Source organism: Halobacillus sp. Marseille-Q1614, from assembly GCF_902809865.1.
GTDB lineage: Bacteria > Bacillota > Bacilli > Bacillales > Halobacillaceae > Halobacillus_A.
This window is the reverse complement of the sequence record NZ_CADDWH010000001.1, coordinates 3,081,501-3,103,525: the sequence shown is the minus strand read 5'-3', so window position 1 is coordinate 3,103,525 and position 22,025 is coordinate 3,081,501. Positions and strand designations below refer to the sequence as shown.

Sequence of the window (22,025 nt, the reverse complement as noted above, 5' to 3'; positions counted from 1 at the left end):
CGATTAATCGCCATTATGGTTGGTCATAATGATTTTAAGGAGGTGAGCAAGTGCTTAAAAGAATAGTTCAGTTATTTATTATCGTCACTGCCGGTACAATCGGTTATCTTTATATTCCCGAACTGTTTTCCTTAATGGATGTAACCTGGCAAAGCTGGATTCAATCAGTAGCTGGGGCAATTATAGGAGCACTTATTTTATTTTTATTAACTTTCTGGATTGTTGACTATATTGTCAATTTCCTAAGGTGGGTAGAGGATACACTGGTACGAGCCCCTGTGGCAGACTTGCTTTTTGGGAGCTTAGGATTAATTGTCGGTTTAATTATTGCTTATTTAATCAATAACATCCTGCAGGACATCGAAATCAAAGTCGTAAGCCAGGTTGTGCCGATTTTCATTACGATCTTATTAGGCTACTTCGGGTTTCAAGTCGGTTTTAAACGAAAAGATGAATTTTTAAATCTCTTAACACTTGCAAATAAAAAGGATAAGAAATCTTCAGATGATGAGTCTTCTCAAACTGTTCAAGTGGATCCGGCAATCATTCCAAAGCAGAAAATCTTAGATACGAGTGTCATTATTGACGGCCGTATTGCAGACATCTGTGAAACGCACTTTTTAGAAGGAACGGTTGTTATTCCGCAGTTCGTGCTGGAAGAGCTTCAACATATTGCAGATTCCTCAGATGGTCTTAAGAGAAACAGAGGCCGCCGGGGGCTGGATATTCTGAACCGTCTGCAGAAAGATCTTCCGGTCAAAGTCGAAATTTACGAAGGCGATTTTGAAGAAGTGCAGGAAGTTGACAGCAAGCTGGTGAAGCTGGCCAAGGTGATGGACGGTATTGTAGTGACAAACGACTTCAATCTGAATAAAGTGTGTGAGTTTCAGAATGTGCAGGTACTGAATATTAATGACCTTGCCAATGCAGTGAAGCCGGTCGTTTTACCAGGAGAAGAAATGTCAATCCAGGTAATCAAAGACGGGAAAGAGCAGAAGCAGGGAATTGGTTATTTAGATGATGGGACAATGATCGTCGTAGAAGAAGGTAAAGATTATATCGGAAAAACAATTGAAGTGATTGTAACGAGCGTCCTGCAGACTTCAGCGGGCCGTATGATTTTTGCTAAGCCAAAATCACTTGAAAAAGCTTTATAAAAACGGTATAACAAATAGAGATTAACAAAAGTGATAACTGCGTGTTATCGCTTTTGTTATTTCAAATACATTTAGGATGGTAGCTATGATTAATTATTCAGCAATTGTATTAGCGGCTGGCCAGGGCAAGCGGATGCTGGCCGGGCAAAACAAACAGTTCCTCATGATTAATGATCAGCCATTGATTATACATACATTAATTATTTTCTCTCAGGATCCTTGGTGTGAGAAAATCATTCTCGTGACCAATGAAAAAGAGCATGCTCAAATGCAAGAGGTGCTTAACGAATATCCGATTGAAAAGCAGATTCAGCTCGTTAACGGCGGAAAAGAGCGACAGGACAGTGTGTATGCCGGGCTTATGGCGCTGGCAGAAGAAAGTGATGATTCGCTTGTGTTTATTCATGACGGTGCCCGCCCGTTTGTGAAAAGAGATAACCTGCACAAATTAGCAGAGGTTGTAAGCAAAGAAGGAGCCGGACTGCTGGCTGTTCCGGTAACCGATACGATTAAACAAAAGGGAGAACAGCTCGTTACGCTTGATAGAAAGACGCTGTGGGCAGCTCAGACTCCGCAGGGGTTTCGCCGCACCCTTATTACAAATGCCCATCATCAGGCGCAGGAAGAGAATTTTTACGGAACCGATGATGCTTCATTAGTGGAACGATTAGGGGAGCCTGTCGCTGTTGTGGAAGGCAGCTACGACAATATTAAGCTGACCACTCCTGAGGATTTATCAAAAGCGAGGTCTTTTTTAACAGACCAGTATAAAGGAAAGGACGGTGGTTCGGATATGTTTCGGATTGGACAAGGCTTTGATGTGCACCAGTTAACAGAGGGGCGTCCATGCATCATTGGAGGCGTAGACATTCCTTATGAAAAAGGACTGCTGGGCCACTCGGATGCTGACGTTCTCCTTCACACAATTGCAGATGCCTGTTTAGGTGCAATTGGGGAAGGAGATATCGGCAGGCACTTCCCTGATACAGATGAGGCCTTTAAGGATGCCGATTCCGGAAAGCTGTTGCAGCATGTATGGAAACTTGTAAACGAGCAAGGCTTTGAGTTAGGCAACTTAGACTGTACAGTGATCGCCCAGGCACCCAAAATGGCGCCATATATCGAAGAGATCCGCAGCAATGTAGCTTCACTGTTAAACAGTGACCCAGGCCGGATCAATGTTAAAGCGACAACAACCGAGAAACTCGGATTTACCGGACGTAAAGAAGGAGTGGCGGCACAGGCTGTGGTTCTTTTGCAAAATAGTCAACAATCGTAACTTATTAATGATAAAATAGAAAAAGCTAAAAGAGAACGAAAAGGAGTTTTAAATATGAGTAACGAAGTAAGGGTGCGTTATGCGCCAAGCCCGACTGGTCATCTTCACATCGGAAATGCCCGTACGGCTCTGTTTAACTACCTGTATGCGAAAAATGCAGGCGGCAAGTTTATTATCCGCGTGGAAGATACAGATGCTAAGCGTAATGTGGAAGGCGGAGAACAAAGCCAGCTGAACTATTTGAAGTGGCTCGGCCTTGAGTGGGACGAAGGTGCTGATATTGGCGGCGAGTATGGTCCTTACCGTCAAATGGAGCGTCTTGATATCTATAACAAATATGTCGATGAGCTGTTAGAGCGAGGCCTTGCTTACAAGTGCTACGTTACGGAAGAAGAGCTTGAAGCGGAGCGGGAAGCGCAGATGGCCCGCGGCGAAGCGCCCAAGTATTCAGGAGCTCATCGTGATTTAACCGAAGAACAGATCCGTCAATTTGAAGAAGAAGGACGCCAGCCGAGCATTCGCCTTCGTGTACCTGAAGGAAAAACGTATACCTTTAATGATTTAGTGCGCGCCGATATTACGTTTGAATCTAGCGACTTTGGCGATTGGGTTATCGTTAAGAAGAACGGCACTCCGACTTATAACTTTGCCGTAGCTGTTGATGATCATCTGATGAAGATCAGTCACGTGCTTCGCGGTGAAGAGCATATCTCCAATACGCCGAAGCAGATGATGGTTTATGAAGCGTTCGGATGGGAAGCTCCGACATTTGGTCATATGACTTTAATTTTAAATGAAAATCGTAAAAAGCTTAGCAAACGGGACGAGCATATTCTGCAGTTTATTGAGCAGTACAAAAACCTCGGATATCTGCCGGAAGCGCTCTTTAACTTTATTACGCTGCTTGGCTGGTCTCCAGTCGGCGAGGAAGAGATCTTCACACAGAATCAGCTGATTGATATCTTTGATGCCGACCGTTTATCTACGTCACCGGCTATTTTTGATGCAGCGAAGCTGAAGTGGATGAACAACCAGTATATTAAAGCTGCTTCCCTTGAAAAAGTAGTGGATCTTACACTGCCTCACTTAATTCAGGCGGGCCGCGTTCTTGAAGATATGAGTGAGGAAGGGCGCGAATGGACGCACGAACTGATTTCTCTTTATCATGAGCAACTAAGCTACGGAGCGGAGATCGTTGAGCTGACGGATCTCTTTTTCAAGAAACAGATTCAGTACGATGAAGACGCTATGGAAGTGCTGAACGGCGAGCAGGTTCCTGAGGTGCTTTCTGTGTTTAAGGACAAGCTTGGCGAGTTAGAGGAGTGGACTCCTGAAAACATTAAGAAACAGATTAAAGCTGTCCAAAAAGAAACCGGGCATAAAGGCAAAAAACTGTTTATGCCAATTCGAGTAGCGACAACAGGCCAGACACATGGACCGGAACTTCCGAATGCGATTCGTCTACTCGGAGTGGAAACGATTAATTACCGGCTTGAAAATGCTTTAGAACAAATCCAAAGCTAAACTGTTCACAATTGGATCCTTTTATCATATAGTAGAGATACCTATATACGAAGCGTTGAAGAGGAGAAGTAAGGATTTAGCCCCTTACCCAGAGAGAATCACCATGGCTGAGAGTGATTTTAAGGGGAGGTTCTGAAATGCACCTCTGAGTCTTTGGCTGAATTACAGTAGGCTTAAGCGGCACCTGCCGTTATCGGGGATAAGTGGGGGATATATATTTCCCAAACAGAGTGGAACCGCGCTGAAGAAGCGTCTCTGTGCCAAAATGGCACGGAGGCGCTTTTTTTGTACCGTAATAGAAGAAGAAAGGGAGGATCAATGATGGGATGGTTTAAAATGTTCAAAGAAGATGTCGATGTCGTATTCGACCAGGATCCGGCCGCTCGTTCTTATTTAGAGGTGATTTTGACGTATTCTGGTCTGCACGCTACTTGGGCTCATCGGATTGCCCATGCTTTTTATAAACGAAAGTTCTTTTTTCTAGCCCGTTTGATCTCTCAAATCAGCCGCTTCTTCACAGGGATTGAAATTCATCCTGGCGCGAAGATTGGACGTCGTTTTTTTATCGACCATGGAATGGGGGTTGTCATCGGGGAAACGTGTGAAATCGGTGATAATGTTACCTTATTCCAGGGAGTTACGCTTGGTGGAACTGGAAAAGAAAAAGGAAAACGCCACCCGACCTTAAAGGATAACGCGCTCGTTGCGACAGGTGCTAAGGTGCTGGGCTCCATTACGATTGGGGAGAACTCCAAAGTCGGCGCCGGCTCTGTCGTTTTAAAAGACGTGCCTGATAACTCTACAGTTGTAGGGATTCCCGGCCATGTGGTTGTCCAGGACGGAAAGAAAGTGCAGTCCCGCGACCTCGACCACCACAAAATGCCGGATCCGGTTTACGATCGGTTAAACGAAATGCAGGAAGAAATCAAACAGCTATGCTTGCAATTAGACGAACAAGAAGGAGTGAAGCAAAATGAGCATTAAAATATATAATACTTTATCCCGCTCCAAAGAGACATTTACCCCGATTGAAGAGGGCAAAGTGAAGATGTATGTGTGCGGTCCTACCGTTTACAACTACATTCATATCGGGAATGCCCGCCCGGCGATCGTATTTGATACAGTAAGGCGCTACTTTGAATATAGAGGCTATGAGGTTAAGTATGTGCTTAACTTTACAGACGTTGATGATAAATTAATTAAAGCAGCCAACGAATTAGGAGAAGGTGTACCTGATATCGCCAATCGTTTTATCCAGGCCTATAAAGAGGATGTGGGAGCGCTTGGTGTTAAAGAAGCGGTTTACCACCCGAGAGTTACGGAAAATATGGACGAAATTATTTCCTTTATCCAAGGATTAATTGATAAAGGCCATGCTTATGCTTCAGAGGGAGACGTCTATTTCCGCACACGTTCTTTTGACGGCTACGGTAAACTGTCCCATCAATCCGTTGATGAACTGCGCTCAGGCGCCCGTATTGAAGTAGGGGAGAAAAAAGAAGACCCGCTTGATTTTACACTTTGGAAAGAAGCAAAAGGCGACGAAATTGCCTGGGACAGCCCATGGGGGAAAGGACGTCCGGGCTGGCATATTGAATGCTCCGCTATGGCGAAGAAATATCTTGGGGAAACGATTGATATTCATGCCGGAGGACAGGATTTAACGTTCCCTCACCACGAGAACGAAATTGCTCAATCTGAAGCCAATAACGGATCCTCTTTTGCGAAGTATTGGATGCATAATGGCTATATCAATATAGATAATGAGAAAATGTCGAAGTCGCTAGGCAACTTTGTATTGGCACATGATCTTGTGAAAAAACACGATCCTCAGGTCATTCGCTTCTTTATGCTGAGTGTGCAATACCGCCATCCTATTAACTTTAGTGATGAGCTGTTAGCGGGAGCGAAGAGCAGTTTTGATCGCATACGTAATGCGTATGAAAATTTAAAGCACCGTATGGAATCAAGCGTCAACCTTGCTGGCGACAATGAAAAATGGCTGAGCGAAATCACACAGCATAAGCAGCAGTTCATTAAAGAAATGGACGATGACTTCAATACAGCGAATGCTATTTCCGTTCTATTCGATCTGACGAAGTCGATCAACTTATATTTACAGTCTGAACAAACTCACACCGAAGTACTGCAGGCTTTTGAGCAGACACTTGAAGAGCTGATGAGTGTATTAGGCCTGAAAGTTTCTCAGGAAGAAGAGTTATTGGATGAGGAAGTAGATGCCTTAATCGAAGAAAGAAAGCAGGCGCGAAAAGAACGCAACTTTGCGCGCGCTGATGAAATTCGTGATGAATTAAAAGCACGTAACATCATCCTTGAAGATACATCACAAGGCACCCGCTGGAAGCGAGGGTAAACGTTATGGCCTCAACGGATGTAAAGCAGATGAAAAGCCTGGCCCTCGCTTATATGGGTGACAGTGTTTATGAATTATATGTCCGCCGCCATCTGATTGAAAAAGGAGAGGTTAAGCCGGATCAGCTGCATAAAGCAGCCGTTCAATTTGTTTCGGCTAAATCTCAGGCTCAAGTTGTACAGGCCTGGCAGGAAAATCAGATGCTGACAGAGGAAGAAGAGGGTGTGCTGCGCCGGGGCCGCAATGCTAAATCCGGCAGTGTCCCGAAGAATACAGATGTACAGACGTACCGGTACTCTACAGCGTTTGAAGCCGTCCTAGGCTTTCACTACTTATCAGGGCATGAGGACCGTCTGGAAGAATTAATAAAGAATGCTATACAACTTGTGGAAAAAAGGAGAGTTCAGCAATGAATGAAGAGTGGATTCTTGGAAAAAACAGCGTAATGGAAGCTATCAAATCAGGCCGCTCGATCAACAAGGTTTTCGTATCTGAACAGCTTCAGCCCCAGGCCGCCCGAAAAATCGAGCAGGCGGCCAAAGAACACGGTGTCCTTGTACAGAAAGCCCCTAAGAAAAAGATCGACCAGTTAGTCGACGGCAATCACCAGGGCGTGGTGGCAGCTGTTGCAGCCTATGAATACAGCGACATCGATGATCTCTTCGCCCGTGCCGAAGAGAAAGGGGAGGCTCCTTTTTTCCTGATTTTAGATGAAATCGAAGATCCTCATAATCTCGGCTCAATTTTACGTACGGCCGATGCAAGCGGAGCTCACGGTGTGATTATTCCAAAGCGGCGTTCCGTAGGACTGACCGCGACAGTGGCGAAGACATCTGTAGGAGCGATTGAGCACGTGCCGGTCGCCCGGGTGACCAACCTTTCCCGCACTATCGATGAACTGAAGGAACGATTCGTATGGGTTGTGGGCACAGAAGCGGAAGCGAAGGAAGATTACCGGGAGCTGGACGGGAAGATGCCTTTAGCTCTCGTTATTGGGAACGAAGGAAAAGGAATGAGCCGTTTAACGAGGGATAAGTGTGACTGGACAGTAAGGCTCCCGATGGCTGGAAAAGTATCGTCTCTTAATGCTTCTGTAGCTGCGTCACTCCTGATGTACGAAGTATATAGAAAGCGTCATCCCTTAGGGGAGTAAATGATGAATGTACTCATTGTCGACGGCTACAATATGATTGGGGCATGGCCCGAACTTCAGAAGCTTAAAGACAGAGACCTTGGACAGGCAAGGGACTTGCTGATAGAGATGATGGCCGAATATCGTGCCTATAAAGGAGATCGGGTCATCGTGGTATTCGACGCTTATCACGTAAGAGGCTTGGATAACAAACAGAAAAATTTTAAAATCGAAGTCATATATACGAAAGAAAATGAAACCGCGGATGAGCGGATTGAGAAGCTGGCCGGGCAGCTGAACGATATCAGGACTCAAGTATATGTCGCTACGTCAGATTATGCCGAACAGCGGACCATTTTTGCCCAAGGTGCTTTTCGTAAATCGGCGAGAGAATTATATATTGAAGTGAAAAATATTCAGCTGGAAATAAAAAAAGATGTAGAATCACATAAATCGATTCAAAATCAGCCCAAAATTCCGATAAATAAAGAGATAAGAGAGATTTTTGAGCAGTGGCGGAGGGGGCGTAAATAAAGAAAGGCTTGTTGACGCTTTTGAAACGCTTACTGTATAATATTTCTATATTTAGGTACCATGTCGGAGGGATCCTTTAGTGAGCAGCGGACAAACAAAGATAGGCATCGAAAAGGTAGATTTCAGTAGACTTGATGATGAAGAAATTATCGTACGGATCAATCTTGGCCAGGTTCAGGCACTGGATTTTTTAATTGATAAGTATAAGAATTTCGTGCGCGCCAAAGCGAGAACTTATTTCTTAATTGGGGCAGACCGGGAAGATATCGTTCAGGAGGGCATGATCGGACTCTATAAAGCCATTCGCGATTATCAGGGAGACAAGCTCTCATCGTTTAAAGCTTTTGCTGAATTATGTGTAACTCGTCAAATTATTACCGCTATTAAAACCGCTACCCGCCAAAAGCATATTCCACTTAACTCTTATGTTTCCCTGGACAAGCCTATTTTCGATGAAGAAGCAGACCGTACGTTATTGGACGTAATCGCTGGATCCAAAGCCATTGACCCTCAGGAACTGATGGTGAATAAAGAGAGATTCGGAGATATTGAAGAAAAAATTTCTGAGCTCCTGAGCGATCTGGAACAGCAGGTTCTTTCCCTTTATTTAGACGGAAAAAGCTATCAGGAAATCTCTGTAGAGTTAAATCGTCATGTGAAATCTATTGATAATGCGCTGCAGCGAGTAAAAAGAAAGCTTGAGAGATATATAGAGTTTAGTGAAACGACATAGCTTATGGCTAATTGACACTAACTTGTAAGCGTGCTACATTATTGGGAGTGAATTAAACCTCTACTAACGAGGGGACTGTCGATGAGAAAGAAAATTATTCTAGCATGTACTCAATGTTTAAGCCGCAATTATAGCACTCATATTAACCGCTCGAATCAGTCAGAACGTTTAGAAGTTCGCAAGTTTTGCAAAGCGTGTGGAGAACATACGCTGCACCGCGAGACAAAATAGAGGATGCAGCCGGTTGGCGCAAGTTTGGGGGTTGTTTGACATGTTTAAATTTTTTAAAAACGTATCTCGTGAAATGCGTAAAGTAAGCTGGCCCAGCGGCCGTGAGCTTTCCAAATACACGGTTACAGTACTGAGTACTGTTGCGTTTGTTGCAGTGTTCTTTGCTGTTGTAGATTTAGGAATTTCACAATTGCTTGAACTAATTCTGAGATAATAGTACAGTCTCATTTGTGATATAATAGATGAAAGTATTGTTAAAAAAACCCGTTTAACGGGTTTTTTCATGTTGGAAATCAATAATACGAATGATAAGGGAGGGAAGGACAAGCTGCTTGTCCTGTGTAAATGGAAAAAAGATGGTATGTGGTCCACACGTATTCAGGTTATGAAAACAAAGTGAAGGCCAACTTAGAAAAACGCGTTGAGTCTATGGGTATGGAAGATAAAATCTTCCGCGTTCTTGTGCCCGAGGATGAAGAGATGGAAATAAAGAACGGCAAGCGCAAAGTGAATAAGAAAAAGGTTTTCCCTGGTTATGTTATAGCAGAAATGGTTATGACAGACGATTCCTGGTATGTCGTTCGAAACACTCCAGGTGTTACTGGATTCGTAGGATCTACAGGTTCTGGCTCTAAACCTATCCCTCTCTTACCTGAAGAAGCAGATACAGTACTTAAGCGTATGGGTATGGCAGAGCCGACCGCCGCTCAAGTAGACTTCGAAGTCAAAGAGAGTGTGAAAGTGACAGACGGACCGTTTGCTAACTTCACAGGCACGATCGAAAATATCGATGCCGACAAACAGAAGGTAAAAGTTCACGTCAACATGTTCGGGCGTGAAACCCCGGTAGAATTAGATTTTTCACAGATTGAAAAATTATAAAGTTTGCTATGCCCCTTGCATTATGTAGAAATAGATGCTAAAATTCTTATGTTCTTTATGTGCCTCTCACCGAAGAGGTATTGATGCATAAATGCGATGAGTGGGAGGGGAAAACCCTATTACCACATCACGGACTTTAAGGAGGTGTGTCTCGTGGCTAAAAAAGTAATTAAAGTAGTAAAGCTACAGATTCCAGCAGGTAAAGCTAACCCAGCTCCACCGGTAGGACCGGCACTAGGACAAGCTGGTATTAATATCATGGGTTTCTGTAAAGAATTTAACGCTAAAACACAAGATCAAGCAGGAATGATTATTCCGGTTGAGATCTCTGTTTTTGAAGATCGTTCATTTACATTTGTTACAAAAACTCCACCAGCTGCTGTTCTTCTTAAGAAAGCAGCAGGAATCGAATCAGGTTCAGGTGAGCCTAACCGTAACAAGGTAGCTACTGTTAAACGCGATCAAGTAAAAGAAATCGCTGAAACAAAAATGCCTGACTTGAATGCTGCTGACGTTGAAGCTGCAATGCGCATGGTTGAAGGTACTGCACGCAGCATGGGAATCACTGTCGAAGACTAATCCCACAGCGTCGCTCTAAATGGAGTTGAAGGTTGCGAGTCAGGAGCGATCCTCGGTTCGCAACCTTTATTCGTGGGAGGTAAATCCGTTAAAACCACAAGAGGAGGAAATAGAAATGGCTAAAAAAAGCAAAAAGCAACAAGAACTTCAAAAGCTTGTTGACCGTACAAAAGCTTATGAAGTAAACGAAGCAATCAGCTTAGTAAAAGAAACAGCTAAAGCAGGCTTTGATGAAACAGTTGAAGCGGCTTTCCGTCTAGGGGTTGACCCTAAGAAAGCAGACCAGCAAATCCGTGGAGCTATGGTGCTTCCGCATGGAACAGGTAAAACTCAGCGCGTTCTTGTTTTCGCTAAAGGTGATAAAGCGAAAGAAGCAGAAGCTGCTGGAGCAGACTACGTAGGAGATCAAGACTTGATTAACAAAATTAATCAAGGATGGTTCGACTTTGACGTAGTTGTTGCAACACCTGACATGATGGCTGAAGTTGGTAAACTTGGTCGTGTGCTTGGACCAAAAGGTCTAATGCCAAACCCTAAAACAGGAACTGTAACTTTCGAAGTTGAAAAAGCAGTAAATGAAATCAAAGCTGGTAAAGTAGAATACCGCGTTGATAAAGCTGCAAACATTCACGTTCCAATCGGTAAAGCTTCTTTTGATCAGGAAAAACTTGTAGAAAACTTCAAAGCTCTTACAGAAACGTTAGTAAAAGTGAAGCCACAAGCTTCTAAAGGTACTTACGTGCGTAATGCGGCTGTATCTTCTACAATGGGACCTGGAATCAAAGTTGACGTTGCAAATTACGTGAAGTAATTATTTTATTGTTGACTTTCCGTTTCTAGTTACTTATAATTAGAAACGTTGTATAAATTGAATACGTTATACCGAAGACAGCAGGTGCGCAAGAGTGCTTAATTTCCTGCCGAGGTGTGTGAATAAACAGGACAGCTTTTAAACGACCTGTTCTGTCATACGTACCTCCATGTCTTCATGGAGGTACTTTTTATTTGAAAACACGGATCGGTATGATGAAAAGTCATTAGGAGGTGGAACGATGAGCAAAATTATCGAGCAAAAGCAGCAGGTTGTATCTGAGATCGCTGACAAGTTCCGTAATAGTAAATCTGCTGTATTAGTAGATTACCGCGGCCTGGATGTAGCGGAAGTTACTGAACTACGTGCTCAGCTGCGTGAAGCAGGCGTTGATTTTAAAGTGTACAAAAACACAATGACTCGCCGTGCGACTGCTGAAACTGATCTTACAGAACTTGATGAAATTCTAGTGGGACCTACTGCACTGGCATTCAGTGAAGATGATGCTGTATCCCCGGCAAAAGTTCTTAACAACTTTGCCAAAGATCACGACAACCTTGAACTTAAAGGCGGAGTGATCGAAGGGAAGGTTGCAACTCTTGAGCAAATCAAGGAACTTGCTACTCTTCCAAACTACGAAGGTCTTGTATCTATGTTCCTAAGCGTGATTCAAGCACCAGTTCGCAACTTCGCTTACGTTACAAAAGCCGTTGCAGAACAAAAAGAAGAAGAAGGCGCGTAAGCCCCGTTTTCGGTTAAATAAATTAATTTTAAATTCTAAGGAGGAAATTTCTCATGTCTAACGAACAAATTATCGAAGCGATTAAAGAAATGACAGTTCTTGAGCTTAACGATCTAGTTAAAGCTATTGAAGAAGAATTTGGTGTAACTGCTGCAGCTCCAGTTGCAGCTGGCGGTGCTGCTGCAGGTGGCGAAGCTGAAGAAGAGAAAACTGAGTTTGACGTAGTACTAGAATCTGCTGGAAGCTCTAAGATCAAAGTAGTTAAAGCAGTTCGCGAAATCACTGGTCTTGGTCTTAAAGATGCTAAAGATTTAGTTGATAAGGCTCCTGGCGCTATCAAAGAAGGCGTAGCTAAAGAAGAAGCTGAAGAAATCAAATCTAAGCTTGAAGAGGCTGGCGCTTCTGTAGAAGTTAAGTAATTTTGCATGATGAAGAAAAGCTCGCTGAACTATCGGCGGGCTTTCTTTTTCTTATTTTTCCTAAGAGGGTGTTCTAGATGTCTGAACATTATTATTCAAAAAGAACAGAGGCAAAAAGCGATGAAAAGACATGGTCTTTTACGCTGAGAGGAAACAAGCTGTCCTTTACAACGGATCATGCGGTTTTTTCCAAGAGTGAAGTAGACTTTGGATCTCGTGTTCTCATTGAATCCTTTGCTTTTAACGATTTGGAAGGGCCTGTTCTAGATCTCGGCTGCGGTTACGGACCTATTGGTTTATCGCTGGCCAAGGAACGCCAAGACAGGCAGGTCGTTATGGTAGATGTAAATGAAAGAGCTTTGGAATTAGCGAAAAAAAATGCCCGGCAAAACGGGATCGAGAACGTGACGATCAAGCCGAGTGACCGTTTTTCGAATCTCCAGGGTGAAACATTTGCAACTATTTTAACAAATCCTCCAATACGTGCAGGCAAGAAAGTGGTCCATTCAATGTTTGAAGAGGCGGAAGAATCCTTGCTGCCAGAAGGTGAGCTTTGGGTAGTTATTCAGAAGAAGCAGGGAGCACCATCTTCAAAAGATAAATTAGAAGAGTTATTTGGGGAAGTAGAAATAGTAACTAAGAATAAAGGCTACTATATTCTCAAAGCTAAAAAAGTTTGACGCCCCTTTTTGTGTGTGGTATTATTATAAAATGCCAACATGACTATTGTCATGTCAAGTCCTTTTTTCATATTTTTTGGTATAAATTTTTGAAAGCAGGATAGAATGGTAGATTATCCACGGAAAGTGAAATGAGGTTTTTGAGTGAAAACCCTTTTTCTTTTTTGTCTAACGTTAGAGAGAAATGAAGAAACACCATTCACCATTAAGGTGGATGTTTAGTTATAGCGCTTGTGGCAAGATCAACCGCAAGCCTGTTCGGCATGTCTTACGCCGAACGCTTTTTTCGTTATAAAAATGCTTGTTTGAAGGGGTGAATCAGTTGACAGGTCAACTAGTTCAATATGGACGACACCGCCAACGCAGAAGTTATGCACGTATCAGTGAGGTATTAGAATTACCCAATTTAATCGAGATTCAAACGGCTTCTTATGAGTGGTTCTTAGAAGAAGGTTTGAAGGAAATGTTCAAAGACATTTCTCCGATTGAGGATTTCACAGGTAATCTATCACTGGAGTTTATAGACTATAGCTTAGGCGAACCAAAGTATCCAGTCGATGAGTCAAAAGATCGAGACGTAACTTATAATGCACCACTTCGTGTGAAAGTTCGTCTTCTTAATAATGAAACAGGCGAAGTGAAAGAGCAAGAAGTATTTATGGGGGATTTCCCGTTAATGACAGACACAGGAACATTCGTCATTAATGGTGCCGAGCGAGTAATTGTATCCCAGCTTGTACGTTCACCGAGCGTCTATTTCAATAAAAAGATTGATAAAAACGGAAAACGCGGGTATACCGCAACCGTCATCCCTAACCGTGGGGCATGGTTGGAATTCGAAACGGATGCCAAAGACGTGGTTCACGTTCGAATCGACCGCACACGTAAACTTCCAATTACCGTATTGCTTCGTGCTCTAGGATTCGGTACCGATCAGGAGATTATTGATTTGATCGGTGAGAATGAGTACTTGAAAAATACGCTGGAGAAAGATAATACAGAAAACAGTGAGAAAGCATTGCTTGAAATCTATGAGCGCTTACGTCCTGGTGAGCCGCCGACAGTAGAGAATGCGAAGAGTTTGCTTGTTTCTCGTTTCTTTGATCCTAAGCGTTACGACCTGGCACGTGTAGGTCGTTATAAAATGAATAAAAAGCTTCACATTAAAGATCGTCTTTTCAATCAGACGCTTGCTGAAACGCTCGTGGATGAAGAGACAGGTGAAGTGCTTGCTGAAAAAGGCGCGAAAATCGACCGCCGTCTTTTAGATAGATTAATTCCGCATTTTGATAACGAGGAAGAGTCTATGGGGGAACGCACGCTAGACCCAGTTGACGGGGTGTTAGAAGACCCTATCCGCGTACAATCTGTGAAAATAGTAGACCCTACCGACCCGGAGGGAGAGCGTTCCATTAACGTTATTGGTAATGCGAACATCGACCGCGATGTAAAGAACATTGCTCCTTCTGATATTTTGTCTGCTATCAGTTATTTCTTTAACCTTCTTCATGATGTTGGAGGAACGGACGATATCGACCACTTAGGAAACCGTCGACTTCGTTCTGTAGGTGAATTGCTGCAAAATCAGTTCCGCATCGGGCTTTCCCGTATGGAGCGTGTGGTACGTGAGCGTATGTCCATTCAAGATACATCGTCCATTACCCCGCAGCAGTTAATTAATATCCGACCAGTTATAGCTTCCATCAAAGAGTTCTTCGGAAGCTCTCAGCTTTCTCAGTTCATGGATCAGACAAATCCTCTGGCTGAATTAACGCATAAGCGTCGTCTATCTGCTCTTGGACCCGGTGGTTTAACGCGTGAACGAGCTGGCTTTGAAGTTCGTGACGTACACTATTCTCACTATGGCCGTATGTGTCCGATCGAGACACCGGAAGGTCCAAACATCGGTTTGATTAACTCTCTTTCTTCTTATGCAAAGGTAAATGAGTTTGGCTTTATTGAAACTCCATACCGCCGTGTAGATCCTGAAACAGGAAAAGTTACAGCCCAGATCGACTATCTGACAGCCGATGAAGAGGACAACTATGTAGTGGCCCAGGCAAATGCGAGACTTGAAGAAGATGGATCGTTTACAGACGATGAAGTTATTGCCCGTTTCCGTGGGGAAAACACATTAGTCGGCCGAGACAGAATCGACTACATGGACGTTTCTCCTAAACAGGTAGTATCTGCAGCGACTGCATGTATTCCTTTCTTAGAGAACGATGATTCTAACCGTTCCCTGATGGGTGCGAACATGCAGAGACAGGCAGTACCATTGCTTAAGCCGGATGCTCCGCTTGTAGGTACAGGTATGGAGTATGTATCTGGTAAAGACTCCGGTGCCGCGGTTATCTGCCGTCATGACGGAGTAGTTGAGCGTGTAGAAGCTAAAGAAGTACACGTTCGCCGAGTTTCTGAGGTGGATGGAAGAGAAGTAGAAGGCGACCTTGATCGTTATCGTCTTCAGAAATTCATCCGTTCTAACCAGGGAAGCTGCTATAACCAGCGTCCAATTGTGGCTAAAGGCGACCGCGTAACGAAAGGCGAAATTTTAGCTGACGGTCCATCCATGGACATGGGTGAGCTGGCTCTTGGCCAAAACCCGCTTGTAGCGTTCATGACATGGGACGGTTATAACTACGAGGATGCGATCATTATGAGTGAGCGCCTTGTAAAGGATGACGTTTATACTTCTATTCATATTGAAGAGTATGAGTCTGAAGCTCGTGATACGAAGCTTGGACCTGAAGAAATCACTCGCGATATCCCTAATGTTGGGGAAGATGCACTTAAAGATCTGGATGAGCGCGGAATTATCCGCGTCGGTGCTGAAGTAAGTGACGGAGATCTGCTTGTAGGTAAAGTAACTCCTAAAGGTGTTACCGAGCTTTCTGCAGAAGAAAGACTGCTTCACGCGATCTTCGGTGAAAAAGCCCGTGAAGTAAGGGACACTTCCCTGCGCGTACCACACGGAGCAGGCGGGATCGTCTTGGATGTGAAGATCTTCAACCGTGAAGACGGAGATGAGCTTCCTCCAGGAGTTAACCAGCTGATCCGCGCATATATCGTTCAGAAGCGTAAAATCTCAGAAGGGGATAAGATGGCCGGCCGTCACGGAAACAAAGGTGTTATTTCGAAAATTCTTCCAGAAGAAGATATGCCTTTCCTTCCAGATGGAACACCGGTTGATATCATGCTTAACCCGCTGGGCGTACCTTCACGTATGAACATCGGACAAGTATTGGAGCTTCACTTAGGAATGGCTGCCCGTCAGCTTGGAACTCGCGTAGCGACACCGGTATTTGACGGAGCGCGTGAAGAAGATGTGTGGGCAACACTTCAAGAAGCAGGCATGGCCCGCGATGCGAAAACAATTCTTTACGATGGACGCACAGGCGAACCATTTGATAACAGAGTTTCTGTTGGTGTTATGTATATGATCAAGCTTGCACACATGGTTGATGACAAGCTTCACGCACGTTCAACAGGACCTTATTCACTCGTAACCCAGCAGCCATTAGGTGGTAAAGCACAATTTGGCGGACAGCGTTTCGGTGAGATGGAGGTATGGGCATTAGAAGCTTATGGTGCCGCTTATACTCTGCAGGAAATCTTAACAGTTAAATCCGATGACGTCGTCGGCCGTGTGAAAACATACGAGGCGATTGTTAAAGGGGATAACGTACCAGAACCTGGTGTACCGGAATCCTTTAAAGTTCTTATCAAAGAGCTTCAAAGTCTTGGTATGGACGTGAAGATTTTAAACAGTGCTGACGAAGAAATCGAAATGCGCGATATCGAAGAAGATCAAACCAATGAATCAGAAGAGATCAATCTCGAAGAACAATAAATTGTGATCTTGTCCAAAGCTTAGGGTAGAACCCGGAGACTAAAAGGGAGGTAGGCCCCTTGCTAGATGTAAATAAATTTGAGTATATGAAAATCGGTCTGGCTTCACCAGACAAGATTCGCTCTTGGTCTTATGGTGAGGTTAAGAAGCCCGAGACAATAAACTATCGTACGTTAAAACCAGAAAAAGACGGCTTATTCTGTGAAAGAATTTTCGGGCCGCAAAAAGACTGGGAATGTCACTGTGGAAAATACAAGCGTGTACGTTACAAAGGTGTCGTTTGTGACCGCTGTGGTGTAGAAGTAACGAAAGCTAAGGTACGTCGTGAGCGTATGGGGCACTTAGAATTAGCTGCCCCTGTCTCTCACATTTGGTACTTTAAAGGTATCCCAAGCCGTATGGGTCTTGTTCTCGACATGTCCCCGCGTGCTTTAGAAGAAGTTATTTACTTCGCTGCCTATATCGTTACAGATCCTGGAGAAACGGCTCTTGATAAGAAGCAGCTTCTTTCAGAAAAAGAGTACCGTACGTACCGTGAAAAATTCGGCCAGGGATTCCAGGCGGCGATGGGCGCTGAAGCGATCCGCAAGCTTCTTTATGACATTGACTTAGACGGTGAAGTAGAGACGTTAAAAGAAGAATTGAAAACGGCGCAAGGTCAACGCCGGACGCGTGCGATTAAGCGTCTGGAAGTTCTTGAATCATTCCGTAACTCAGGAAATGATCCATCATGGATGATCCTTGATGTGCTTCCGGTTATCCCACCAGAACTGCGCCCGATGGTTCAGCTGGATGGAGGACGTTTCGCTACATCCGACTTAAACGACCTATACCGTCGTGTCATCAACCGTAACAACCGCTTAAAGCGTCTGCTTGATCTTGGAGCCCCTACGATTATCGTGCAAAACGAGAAGCGTATGCTGCAAGAAGCTGTCGATGCTTTAATCGATAACGGGCGCCGCGGCCGTCCGGTTACAGGGCCAGGAAACCGTCCGCTTAAATCTCTTTCTCATATGCTGAAAGGGAAGCAGGGTCGTTTCCGTCAGAACCTTCTCGGTAAACGTGTCGACTACTCCGGCCGTTCCGTTATCGTTGTAGGTCCTAACCTGAAAATGTATCAATGTGGACTTCCAAAAGAGATGGCACTAGAGCTGTTCAAGCCTTTCGTAATGAAGGAGCTTGTATCCCGCGGACTGGCTCATAACATCAAGTCTGCGAAACGCAAGATTGAACGCATCCACCCAGAAGTATGGGATGTCCTTGAGGATGTAATTAAAGAACACCCTGTACTGCTTAACCGTGCACCAACATTGCACCGTTTAGGTATCCAGGCGTTCGAGCCTACGTTAGTAGAAGGACGCGCGATCCGTCTTCACCCGCTCGTATGTACAGCATATAACGCTGACTTTGATGGTGACCAAATGGCGGTACACGTTCCATTATCTTCAGAAGCACAGGCAGAAGCCCGTATTCTTATGCTGGCTGCTCAAAACATTCTTAACCCTAAGGATGGTAAGCCTGTTGTTACACCATCACAGGATATGGTACTGGGTAACTATTACCTGACTCTTGAACGTGAAGGTGCTATCGGAGAAGGAATGGTTGTTAAAGACTTGAACGAAGCGCTGATGGCTTATCAAAATGGATATGTTCACCTGCACACACGTGTAGCTGTTCAAGCCAGCTCTTTAAACAATGAGACGTTCACAGAAGCACAGAACAATCAGCTGTTAATCACATCGATTGGTAAGTTGATTTTCAATGAAATGCTTCCAAATTCATTCCCGTATATGAATGAACCGACTCAGGAAAACTTAGAAGTTAAAACTCCGGATCATTACTTTATCGAAAAAGGTACAGACGTGAGGAAAGAAATTGCCAGCCGCAAAGAAGTCCTTCCGTTTAAGAAAGGGATCCTTGGAGATATCATTGCCGAAGTATTTAAGCGTTTCTCTATCAGTGAAACCTCTAAAATGCTTGACCGCATGAAAGATCTTGGTTTTGCTTACTCTACGAAAGCCGGTATTACTGTCGGTGTATCTGACGTAGTTGTACTTCCTGAGAAGCAAGAGATTCTCGAAGAAGCACAGACTAAAGTAGATAAAGTGCTTAAGCAGTTCCGCCGCGGTTTAATTACAGAAGAAGAGCGTTATGACCGAGTGATTGAAATCTGGTCCGCATGTAAAGATACTATTCAAGACCTCTTAATGAAGTCCTTGAATCCGCGTAACCCAATCTTTATGATGAGTGATTCTGGAGCACGTGGTAATGCTTCTAACTTTACTCAGCTTGCTGGTATGCGTGGTCTGATGGCCAACCCGGCTGGACGTATCATCGAACTTCCGATCAAGTCCAGCTTCCGTGAAGGTCTGACGGTACTCGAGTACTTCATTTCCACTCACGGTGCCCGTAAAGGTCTTGCGGATACAGCCCTGAAGACAGCCGACTCAGGTTACTTGACTCGTCGTCTTGTAGACGTGGCACAAGATGTCATTGTGCGTGAAGACGATTGTGGTACAGACCGAGGACTGCCGGTTGCATCCTTAAGAGAAGGAACGGAAATGATCGAGCCGCTTATCGACCGATTAATTGGCCGTACGTCCTTCCAAACGATCAAGCATCCGGAAACCGGCCAAGTGCTGGCGACCCGCAACGAAGTTATTTTCGAAGATGCGGCTAAGCAGATTGTGGATGCAGGCATTGAGAAAGTAGTTATCCGCTCTGCCTTTACTTGCAACACGAAACACGGCGTATGTAAGAAGTGTTACGGACGTAACCTGGCAACAGGTGACGAGGTAGAAGTGGGAGAAGCTGTTGGTATAATCGCTGCTCAATCCATCGGTGAGCCAGGTACACAGTTAACGATGCGTACCTTCCACACAGGCGGGGTTGCAGGAGACGATATCACGCAGGGTCTTCCGCGTATCCAGGAGATCGTTGAAGCCCGTAATCCTAAAGGTCAAGCTGTTATCACAGAGATCGAAGGTACGGTTCACGAAATCAATGAAGTCAAAGAGAAGCAAGAAATTGTTGTACAAGGTAAGGTAGAAACTCGTTCCTATACAGCACCTTATGGTTCAAGGATGAAAGTTGCTATCGGCGATGAAGTGAAAGCCGGCGAGCCGCTGACTGAAGGTTCTATCGATCCGAAAGAACTCCTTACCGTTCAAGGTTTGGATGGGGTACAAGAGTATCTGCTGAAAGAAGTTCAAAAAGTTTACCGTATGCAAGGGGTTGAAATCTCCGATAAACACGTAGAAGTAATGGTGCGCCAGATGCTTCGTAAAGTCCGTGTACTCGATTCTGGAGATACAGATGTACTTCCAGGTTCACTCCTTGAAATTCACCAGTTTAAAGAAGCTAACCAGAAAGTGCTTATGGAAGGCGGCCAGCCGGCTGTCGGCCGACCAGTCATTCTTGGTATAACAAAAGCATCGCTTGAAACAGACAGCTTCCTGTCTGCGGCATCCTTCCAGGAGACAACTCGTGTCCTGACAGATGCAGCCATTAAAGGTAAGCGCGATGAGCTTCTTGGACTGAAAGAGAATGTAATCATCGGTAAGTTGGTTCCAGCTGGTACGGGAATGACACGTTACCGTACAATTAAAGCGGAATCTGAACAGCAGGAAGTACAGAAAGAAGCTGTGGAAGAAGTAACTCAGCCATAAACTTTCAATGAAAGTAATCAGAGGATAGGCCAGCGGAGCACCTTAATAGGAAACTAATTTTAAAATCCAGTTGACATGGGTTTTTCAGGGTGATACTATTATCAAGGTGCTTCCGTTTATCCTTGTTACTTTGGAGGATATGAAGATGTCTTATGAAAAAGTAGCACAGGCTAAATCAGATATAGTCATTGGAACGAAACAAACCCTTAAAGCCATGAAAAATGGTGAAGTGGTTGAAGTCATAACGGCCGATGATGCCGATCAGTCAATGACATCTAAAGTAGCAGTTCTTGCTGCGCAATTGAACATTCTGCATTCGAGGGTATCCTCGATGGAGGAACTGGGCAAAGCGTGCGGCATAGAAGTAGGTGCTGCGACAGTGGCGATAAAGCAATAAAGTTTTGGCGGTAAACGCGAAAGCTTTGTTTTTTGCCTTTTTATGAACCACCTGGATGTGTGGTATTAAAAAATGTTGAAGGGAGGATAACCAAATGCCAACAATTAATCAGCTAGTTCGTAAAGGACGCGTAAGCAAAACTAGGAAGTCTGACTCTCCAGCTTTGAACAAAGGCTACAACAGCTACAAAAAGCGCATGACAGATCAGTCTTCTCCACAAAAACGTGGGGTTTGCACACGTGTAGGTACGATGACTCCGAAGAAACCGAACTCCGCACTACGTAAGTATGCTCGTGTTCGTTTGACTAACCAAATCGAAGTTAACGCCTACATCCCTGGAATCGGACACAACCTGCAAGAGCACAGTGTTGTTCTTATCCGCGGTGGACGTGTTAAAGACTTACCAGGTGTGCGTTACCACATCGTTCGTGGTGCTCTTGATACTGCAAGCGTTGAAGGACGTATGCAAGGCCGTTCTAAATACGGAACTAAGAAGCCTAAGAAATAATAAATCTATGATATCGACTTAATAGGAAAGGAGGGGGACATATGCCACGTAAAGGACCAGTAGCTAAACGTGATGTGTTACCAGATCCGATGTATAACTCTAAGCTGGTTACTCGCTTAATTAACCAAATCATGGTTGACGGACAGCGCGGTAAAGCTCAGAAAATTCTTTATAAATCTTTTGAACTTGTTCAAGAACGCAGCGGCAACGACGCTATGGAAACTTTCGAACAAGCTATGAAAAACGTAATGCCTGTACTAGAAGTACGCGCGCGCCGTGTAGGTGGATCAAACTACCAAGTACCAGTTGAGGTGCGCCCGGAACGCCGTCAAGCTCTAGGCCTTCGTTTCATTGTTAACTATGCGCGTCTGCGCGGAGAGAAAACAATGGAAGAGCGTCTTGCGAATGAAATTCTAGATGCAGCTAACAACACCGGTGCAGCAGTTAAGCGCCGTGAAGATATGCACAAAATGGCAGAAGCGAACAAAGCATTCGCTCACTATCGTTGGTAATCTAAAACGA

The 22,025-nt window shown here is 44.4% G+C and carries 22 protein-coding genes and 2 other annotated features; all 22 genes read left to right on the top strand.

Features of this window, described 5'->3' with window-relative positions:
- The first annotated feature begins 50 nt into the window (after positions 1-50).
- Positions 51-1,157: a PIN/TRAM domain-containing protein gene (locus HUS26_RS15575; protein ID WP_173917980.1), complete on the top strand. Its 1,107-nt coding sequence runs from the start codon at positions 51-53 to the stop codon at positions 1,155-1,157.
- A 76-nt stretch (positions 1,158-1,233) separates the two neighbouring features.
- Entirely contained in the window at positions 1,234-2,436 is a 1,203-nt protein-coding gene (locus HUS26_RS15570; RefSeq protein ID WP_371809604.1) for a bifunctional 2-C-methyl-D-erythritol 4-phosphate cytidylyltransferase/2-C-methyl-D-erythritol 2,4-cyclodiphosphate synthase, read from the top strand.
- Between the two features lie 54 nt (positions 2,437-2,490).
- On the top strand, positions 2,491-3,960 hold the full coding sequence (gltX, locus tag HUS26_RS15565) for a glutamate--tRNA ligase (RefSeq protein WP_173917978.1): 1,470 nt from the start codon (positions 2,491-2,493) through the stop codon (positions 3,958-3,960).
- 46 nt (positions 3,961-4,006) lie between these two features.
- Positions 4,007-4,220: a binding site (T-box leader), on the top strand.
- Between the two features lie 61 nt (positions 4,221-4,281).
- Positions 4,282-4,944 (top strand): serine O-acetyltransferase, encoded by a 663-nt coding sequence (gene cysE, locus HUS26_RS15560; protein WP_173917977.1) that lies wholly within the window; start codon positions 4,282-4,284, stop codon positions 4,942-4,944.
- Complete coding sequence (cysS, locus tag HUS26_RS15555) at positions 4,934-6,334, top strand: cysteine--tRNA ligase (protein WP_173917976.1); 1,401 nt, start codon at positions 4,934-4,936, stop codon at positions 6,332-6,334. Before cysE ends, cysS begins: the two co-directional genes overlap by 11 nt.
- 5 nt (positions 6,335-6,339) lie before the next feature.
- Entirely contained in the window at positions 6,340-6,747 is a 408-nt protein-coding gene (locus HUS26_RS15550) for a Mini-ribonuclease 3 (protein ID WP_173917975.1), read from the top strand.
- Entirely contained in the window at positions 6,744-7,487 is a 744-nt protein-coding gene (rlmB, locus tag HUS26_RS15545) for a 23S rRNA (guanosine(2251)-2'-O)-methyltransferase RlmB (RefSeq protein WP_173917974.1), read from the top strand. The genes HUS26_RS15550 and rlmB overlap by 4 nt, the downstream gene beginning before the upstream one ends.
- Positions 7,488-7,490: 3 nt before the next feature.
- Positions 7,491-8,000 (top strand): NYN domain-containing protein, encoded by a 510-nt coding sequence (locus tag HUS26_RS15540; RefSeq protein ID WP_173917973.1) that lies wholly within the window; start codon positions 7,491-7,493, stop codon positions 7,998-8,000.
- Positions 8,001-8,145: 145 nt separating this feature from the next.
- Positions 8,146-8,733: an RNA polymerase sporulation sigma factor SigH gene (sigH, locus tag HUS26_RS15535; protein WP_371809637.1), complete on the top strand. Its 588-nt coding sequence runs from the start codon at positions 8,146-8,148 to the stop codon at positions 8,731-8,733.
- 81 nt (positions 8,734-8,814) lie between these two features.
- Positions 8,815-8,964, top strand: a complete 150-nt coding sequence (gene rpmG / locus HUS26_RS15530; protein ID WP_173917971.1) for a 50S ribosomal protein L33 — start codon at positions 8,815-8,817, stop codon at positions 8,962-8,964.
- Between the two features lie 40 nt (positions 8,965-9,004).
- Positions 9,005-9,178 (top strand): preprotein translocase subunit SecE, encoded by a 174-nt coding sequence (secE, locus tag HUS26_RS15525; protein WP_173918881.1) that lies wholly within the window; start codon positions 9,005-9,007, stop codon positions 9,176-9,178.
- A gap of 131 nt (positions 9,179-9,309) precedes the next feature.
- Entirely contained in the window at positions 9,310-9,846 is a 537-nt protein-coding gene (gene nusG, locus HUS26_RS15520; RefSeq protein WP_173917970.1) for a transcription termination/antitermination protein NusG, read from the top strand.
- A gap of 153 nt (positions 9,847-9,999) precedes the next feature.
- Positions 10,000-10,425 (top strand): 50S ribosomal protein L11, encoded by a 426-nt coding sequence (gene rplK / locus HUS26_RS15515; protein WP_173917969.1) that lies wholly within the window; start codon positions 10,000-10,002, stop codon positions 10,423-10,425.
- A 115-nt stretch (positions 10,426-10,540) separates the two neighbouring features.
- Positions 10,541-11,236 (top strand): 50S ribosomal protein L1, encoded by a 696-nt coding sequence (gene rplA / locus HUS26_RS15510; protein WP_173917968.1) that lies wholly within the window; start codon positions 10,541-10,543, stop codon positions 11,234-11,236.
- A 53-nt stretch (positions 11,237-11,289) separates the two neighbouring features.
- Positions 11,290-11,438, top strand: a sequence feature (ribosomal protein L10 leader region).
- Positions 11,439-11,477: 39 nt separating this feature from the next.
- The gene (gene rplJ, locus HUS26_RS15505) at positions 11,478-11,978 is read left to right on the top strand and encodes a 50S ribosomal protein L10 (protein ID WP_173917967.1); all 501 of its coding nucleotides are present in this window, start codon (positions 11,478-11,480) and stop codon (positions 11,976-11,978) included.
- Between the two features lie 53 nt (positions 11,979-12,031).
- Positions 12,032-12,397 carry a 50S ribosomal protein L7/L12 gene (gene rplL / locus HUS26_RS15500; RefSeq protein WP_173917966.1) on the top strand — a complete coding sequence of 122 codons (366 nt, stop codon included), beginning with the start codon at positions 12,032-12,034 and terminating at the stop codon, positions 12,395-12,397.
- Between the two features lie 77 nt (positions 12,398-12,474).
- Positions 12,475-13,077 carry a class I SAM-dependent methyltransferase gene (locus tag HUS26_RS15495; protein WP_173917965.1) on the top strand — a complete coding sequence of 201 codons (603 nt, stop codon included), beginning with the start codon at positions 12,475-12,477 and terminating at the stop codon, positions 13,075-13,077.
- 322 nt (positions 13,078-13,399) lie between these two features.
- The gene (rpoB, locus tag HUS26_RS15490; protein WP_173917964.1) at positions 13,400-16,930 is read left to right on the top strand and encodes a DNA-directed RNA polymerase subunit beta; all 3,531 of its coding nucleotides are present in this window, start codon (positions 13,400-13,402) and stop codon (positions 16,928-16,930) included.
- Between the two features lie 59 nt (positions 16,931-16,989).
- A complete protein-coding gene (rpoC, locus tag HUS26_RS15485) occupies positions 16,990-20,598 on the top strand; it encodes a DNA-directed RNA polymerase subunit beta' (protein WP_173917963.1) in 3,609 nt (1,202 codons plus the stop codon).
- 145 nt (positions 20,599-20,743) lie between these two features.
- Positions 20,744-20,995 (top strand): ribosomal L7Ae/L30e/S12e/Gadd45 family protein, encoded by a 252-nt coding sequence (locus tag HUS26_RS15480; protein WP_173917962.1) that lies wholly within the window; start codon positions 20,744-20,746, stop codon positions 20,993-20,995.
- 94 nt (positions 20,996-21,089) lie between these two features.
- The gene (gene rpsL / locus HUS26_RS15475) at positions 21,090-21,503 is read left to right on the top strand and encodes a 30S ribosomal protein S12 (protein WP_173917961.1); all 414 of its coding nucleotides are present in this window, start codon (positions 21,090-21,092) and stop codon (positions 21,501-21,503) included.
- A gap of 41 nt (positions 21,504-21,544) precedes the next feature.
- Positions 21,545-22,015, top strand: a complete 471-nt coding sequence (gene rpsG / locus HUS26_RS15470) for a 30S ribosomal protein S7 (RefSeq protein WP_173917960.1) — start codon at positions 21,545-21,547, stop codon at positions 22,013-22,015.
- Positions 22,016-22,025 lie beyond the last annotated feature (10 nt).